Below are 5,731 nucleotides of genomic sequence, written 5' to 3' on the forward strand. Positions count from 1 at the left end.
TGTGAAATTTTTCCATCACCAGACATAGTATATTTTTACAGATTTTCTCTTATACGATTACAATACCGATAAAGTATGGTAAGTCTCTCATACTAACTTAATATATCTATACTTTATAAGTCCACAATTTTAGCTTTTGCTTGAGGGAGTTATATTATTTATAGGGTAGTGATAAATATGTAAGGATATTTATTAGTAGATCCTTGTCATAGTCAGGAGGTAAGCTGTAAAAATTATTACTTATTTACCACTACCATTTATAGATTGAAAAATCACAAGTTGTATCCGTGCCAAGTATAGCTTAAAGTTGTGCTTACTAAAATACCTGTAGTATTTTTATAGAAAATCATAGTTATTATATATATAAAATTAAATCTATGTCAGAGGATTGATTAATTAAATTATTGGTAAGAATCTACTAAATGCTTTGAAAGCTGATAAAACCTATTCTAACTAGGGAAAAAAATTTCTATCTTTGTCAGATCGTGTTTTTGATTGGTGGTCAGGTGTGACAGTTAAACCCTGTGGACTAGGTGGTGCCGATACTTCTAGCTAGAAACAGGAAGTATTTGTAAACAAATGTTAGCAAATATAAAACAGATTACAATTACACCAATAGTACCCCAGGTGATTATGGGAGTCGAATGTAAAGTGTCATGTTTATTCTGAAAAGGCAAGATGTTGAAATTACAAGTATTCAACACCCAAAAAAGGATCAACAGATCCCTATTCTTAGTTATCAAGGGCAAAGTTTTCGCTTAATCAGTCTTTTTAAGGCCGAGCAAGCTGAAGAAGCTAGATCCTTCTGGCGGGATTTAACAGATAATCGTGGTAAAGCTTGTGTTTTACTAGAGGAACCCGATCGATATAGTGTTTGGGGAAAAATCCGCTTAGAGCAACTTAGTAATGAAGACTCAAAAGATGAGGACACCATTACTCCTTCCTTTATTCAGGGTTGTTTACTGCTAGTGCAAGCTCTTTACTTTGATATAGAAGATTTATTAGGTAATCGACAGGCAAAGTCTTTTCACAAGGATTTTACCAAACTTCTTCAGAAAAGAAACTTTCCTAACACTGATTCTCCTGATGCAACTAAAGCTTTGTTAACTGTCGATCCTGTGAAAAAATTACCACTACCTTCCTGGCGGGAAGTTCATCTATATACTTTACTGCAAGAAGTCCATCATTTAGGTGAAGAATATTTTGGTAATTCCAATTTTGCTGAAGGTATTGATGAAATCTTAGAATCTATGTCTAGTGCTGATAAAACTCAGTTTATGGCTTGGCTGAATCAATTTCCTGAAGGTAAACAATGGGCAATAAAGTAATTTAAAAAGTTTGCCAGTATCACTTCTGGAGTTAGGTTAAAAATTGATATTGGTCGCTCTAAATTAAATAAAATGTTGCTACATAATAAGTTTGGCATCAGATTGTATTTATATGTTTAAACAGCATTTAAAATCAAATAGTCTATCAATATTTTTTTTGTCCAATCTTGATTAAGACTAGGTTAAATTCATTAATTTAAATTTGATTGATGAAAAAAGTCTATTTCTTTAATATCGATCGGTCAAAAAAATAAAGTAAGTCTATTTTTATCTCCTTAATACCTTTGATAAATCTCAAAAAAAGACTAAAAATGGTGAAAAATGGAGAGAAAATATGTGTTCAAAGTTAAGCTTGATGAGAATATTCCTATGAGCAGCACTTCAGAAAAATCATCTACCCTTACTAAGTCTTTATTCTCAGCCCAGACTATTGTAATTACTGGTCTTATTTGGGGTGTACTTGCCCTATTATTTTTTCTCCTGTTTAGTGTACCTTTACCAGGGGAAGAATTACCTTTTTGGTACTCTGTTGGTACTTACATATTTGAACTGGGAGCTTACTTATTAGCTTCTATAGTTTGCTTTAGAAATTGGCAAAGTCCTCAAATGGTTAGTGGGCGCAATGTATGGATGGGCATTGGTTTAGGATTATTATTCTACTTTATTGCTGGTGTGGTTTTTGGTTGTTGGGAACTACTTTGGGAACTAGACCCCGATGTTTCACTAGCAGATATTTTCTACACTTTTTCTTACTTGTTCATTGGTTGGGGCATGACATTGGCTGTCACTTCTAAACGGCTAAATCTAGAATTTTGGCAGTGGGGAGTTTTAGCTGGAGTAGCAGTTGCAGGAGTTGCTTTGGCTATTTGGGTCGCTGAACCTTCATTTTTTGGTATATTATCTAGTCCAGATACTTCAGTCTTAGAAGAGGTAGATATAGAAGAAGTATCGGCAAATTTGGCTCCGTCTTGGGTACTAAGTATAGATCAGAAGTTAGAACCATTTGCTTATAGCATAAACTTGTTTTATATAATTGCCGATGTATTTTTACTAATTATTGCTACTGCTTTACTTCTAGCTTTTTGGGGTGGACGTTTTTCTCAGTCTTGGCGGATGATTGCTGCTGCTACATTTTCACTTTACATTGCTGATATGTATTTTAAGTGGTCAGATTCCCGCATTGAAGGAGATTATGAAAGTGGGGGTTTATTAGAGGTATTTTTTGTATTTACTGCAATTTTGTTTGGCATAGGTGCAGTTTTAGAATACGATATTTCAACTCGTTCTCGCCAAAGTAGACGTAGTAGACGCAGTAGTTCTTAGTTTAAAGCAGCTTTTCTAAGCCATAGATTAGTTTGGTTAAAGATTGAATTTTACGAATGGCTAATAAAACTCCAGGCATATAGCAAGACCTATCTGTTGTATCGTGTCGTAAAGTATAAATTTGACCAGGCCCACCGAATATTACCTCTTGATGAGCAATTAAACCAGGTAAGCGTACACTATGAATCCTAATTCCTTCCTCTGCTAAACAACCTCTGGCCCCTTCTATTTTTTCTGTTTCTTCAACATTAGGTACATTGTAAGTTTTTCCTAGCTCCGATAACATTTCTGCAGTTTTAATTGCAGTACCACTAGGAGCATCAGCTTTTTGATTGTGGTGTAACTCAATAATTTCTACATGATCGAAATGCTGGGAAGCGGCGATCGCTGCTTGTTGGAGCAAAACCATACCAATAGAGAAATTAGGAATTATCAGTGTACCAATACTGGCTTTTTCTGCAAATTCTGCTAAGTCCTGAATTTGCTCTTGACTAAGACCTGTAGTTCCTACCACTGGTCTGACACCATAAGCAATAGCAGAACGAACATTTTCATAAACACTATCTGGGTGAGTAAAATCAACCATTACTGCTGGTTGTTTTTCCTGGGCGGCCATGACTAACATCCCCTGTAAATCATTAATCACTGGCACTTCTAGCTCTCCACAACCACACAATTCGCCAGCATCTTTACCAAGATACTCAGGTTGGCGGTCTATTGCACCAAAAAGAGTCATGTCACTAGCATTTGCTACTGCTTTTATTACTTCACGGCCCATCTTGCCCGCAGCACCATTAACAATTACAGGAGTAGAACTTTGATTTGTCATAATTTTTATCAATACTAGATACTAGGAGTGAACATAAGCATTTTAGATCATTTTATTTGCTAACTAAATGTCGCAAGGGGTCTGCCGTTATAATCTTCGATTTAACGGGAGGGGAATCGCGACCTGCAAAAAAAACTCATCTCTACAGTAAAGTAACTTCAATTATCCTATAATTAATGTTATCAGGAGTAGCGGTAATACGCACCTGATTGCAAAACTGAGACAACTCAAGCTCTGGGGTTCAACTCAGGAGTCCTAGTAATTTCCGTAAGAAAGTAAAATCTTGAAGGTAGCTAGGTAAGTACAGAACTGGACAGTACAAAACGGCGGTGGGTCTCATTGTTGCAGCCTTTGGAGGTGAAGAGGATGCTCAACCTTTGAAACAGGAAGCCCTTTTCCGTGAGGAAGGGAATCCCTGGTTATAGCGCTAGCTTAACGAGAGATAACGTCACGAAAGAATTATCTATTCAAAATTATGACCCCCATCAAATCATTGATTTGATTGTCTTGAATTTATGGTGGATACCGAGTTTTGCAGCTTCGTGTCTTAAAGACCTCTTACTAAATTAATTATTTCTCCTGACACCTAAAACCTAATATCTTCTTCAAGTTTTTCTCTAAATTTATACACTAGTACTTTATCTATAGCGCTACGCAAATATGGCACAGACATTTCTGTTCATCTATTCCCTTACATTATAGATTATAGATAAAAGTACAGTAAGAAGCTCTAATTGTCCGTCAATGTGCAAAAATAAAAATTAGTAATCAGAATTTAGAGTCTACTGTGAGTCCAATCGCTCAAGCCAATAATACGGTAAATACATCTGTTAAACCAGCCGTTCCAAAAATTCGGGCTGTTTTTCCCTTCACTGCAATTGTCGGCCAGGAAGAAATGAAACTGGCCTTGTTATTAAACGTAATTGACCCCAAAATTGGGGGTGTAATGATTATGGGCGATCGTGGCACAGGTAAATCTACTACTATCCGTGCTTTAGCCGATCTGCTCCCAGAAATTGACATTGTTCTAGACGATCCTTTCAACAGCGATCCTCAAGACCCCGATCTAATGAGCGATTCTGTGCAAGATAGATTGGCACAACAGCAAGAAATTGCCACAGTGAAAAGAAAAGTCCAAATGGTGGACTTACCATTAGGGGCTACTGAGGACCGGGTCTGTGGTACTATTGATATTGAAAAGGCTTTATCAGAAGGGGTCAAGGCTTTTGAACCTGGATTATTAGCTAAGGCAAACCGTGGCATTTTATATGTTGATGAGGTTAATCTTTTAGATGACCATTTGGTTGATGTCTTGCTTGACTCAGCAGCCAGTGGGTGGAATACTGTAGAAAGGGAAGGTATTTCTATTCGTCATCCTGCTCGTTTTGTGCTTGTGGGTTCGGGAAATCCAGAAGAAGGGGAATTACGGCCTCAATTACTGGATAGATTTGGAATGCACGCCGAAATTAGGACTGTTAAGGACCCTTCATTACGAGTCCAAATTGTTGAACAACGTTCAGCTTTTGACCAAAATTCTCAAGAATTTTTATTAAATTACCAAACACAACAGGAAGAATTACAGGATAAGCTTGTAGAAGCTCAACAAAAGCTGAAATCAGTGGAAGTTGATTATGATTTACGAGTGAAAATTTCTCAAGTTTGCTCTGAGTTAGATGTGGATGGTTTACGGGGAGATATTGTAACTAACCGTGCAGCAAAAGCTTTAGCTGCTTTTGAGGGTAAGACAGAAGTGACGGTGGAAGATATTGGTCGTGTGATTACAATGTGTTTACGACATCGACTACGAAAAGATCCATTGGAAAGTATTGATTCGGGTGATAAGGTAAAGAAGGTTTTTAATCGAGTCTTTGGATTAGCAGAGGTAGAAGGATAATTTAAGAATTAATCTTCGTTAATTGTAGTTGAATTTTTGAGGGAGAAGCAGATTGATAAAAGCGATTTTTTTGAGGTGAAAAATTAGCTATTTAACAATTATGAAAAACTTGTATCAGTGCTTCTCCTATCTTGATTAAATTATGGGTAATTTTTCAGAAAATTAAAAATATTAAATCTTTTGATAGAGCGATTAGCAGTTATATAGAATCCTGGTAATTAGTCACTGTATTCGTCATTACGACTGGAACGGAGTGGAAGGAAGCAATCTCATGTGGGGCAAGATTGCTTCTCTTCGGTTGTAATGAGAACTGTTTAACCGGATTTCATATTAGCCTTCAGCATAGTCCTGCTGACA

At 36.6% G+C, this 5,731-nt stretch carries 4 protein-coding genes; 3 read left to right on the top strand and 1 reads right to left on the bottom strand.

Translation table 11 applies throughout. From position 1 onward, the window contains the following. Nucleotides 1-656: 656 nt before the first annotated feature. Together F6K13_RS15410 and F6K13_RS15415 are read left to right on the top strand one after the other, a co-directional pair. Nucleotides 657-1,328: an Npun_F0813 family protein gene (locus tag F6K13_RS15410; RefSeq protein ID WP_124145192.1), complete on the top strand. Its 672-nt coding sequence runs from the start codon at nucleotides 657-659 to the stop codon at nucleotides 1,326-1,328. A 369-nt stretch (nucleotides 1,329-1,697) separates the two neighbouring features. Beyond that, nucleotides 1,698-2,651, top strand: a complete 954-nt coding sequence (locus F6K13_RS15415) for a hypothetical protein (RefSeq protein WP_124155103.1) — start codon at nucleotides 1,698-1,700, stop codon at nucleotides 2,649-2,651. A 1-nt stretch (nucleotide 2,652) separates the two neighbouring features. Here the strand turns inward: F6K13_RS15415 and dapB are convergent, their stop codons facing one another. Continuing rightward, entirely contained in the window at nucleotides 2,653-3,480 is an 828-nt protein-coding gene (gene dapB / locus F6K13_RS15420) for a 4-hydroxy-tetrahydrodipicolinate reductase (RefSeq protein WP_124155102.1), read from the bottom strand. A gap of 787 nt (nucleotides 3,481-4,267) precedes the next feature. Between dapB and bchI the strand changes: the two genes are divergently transcribed. Then, on the top strand, nucleotides 4,268-5,374 hold the full coding sequence (gene bchI, locus F6K13_RS15425; protein ID WP_375339396.1) for a magnesium chelatase ATPase subunit I: 1,107 nt from the start codon (nucleotides 4,268-4,270) through the stop codon (nucleotides 5,372-5,374). Nucleotides 5,375-5,731: the final 357 nt, after the last annotated feature.

Origin of the sequence: Okeania sp. SIO2B9, from assembly GCF_010672505.1 — a bacterium.
Taxonomy (GTDB): domain Bacteria; phylum Cyanobacteriota; class Cyanobacteriia; order Cyanobacteriales; family Microcoleaceae; genus Okeania; species Okeania hirsuta.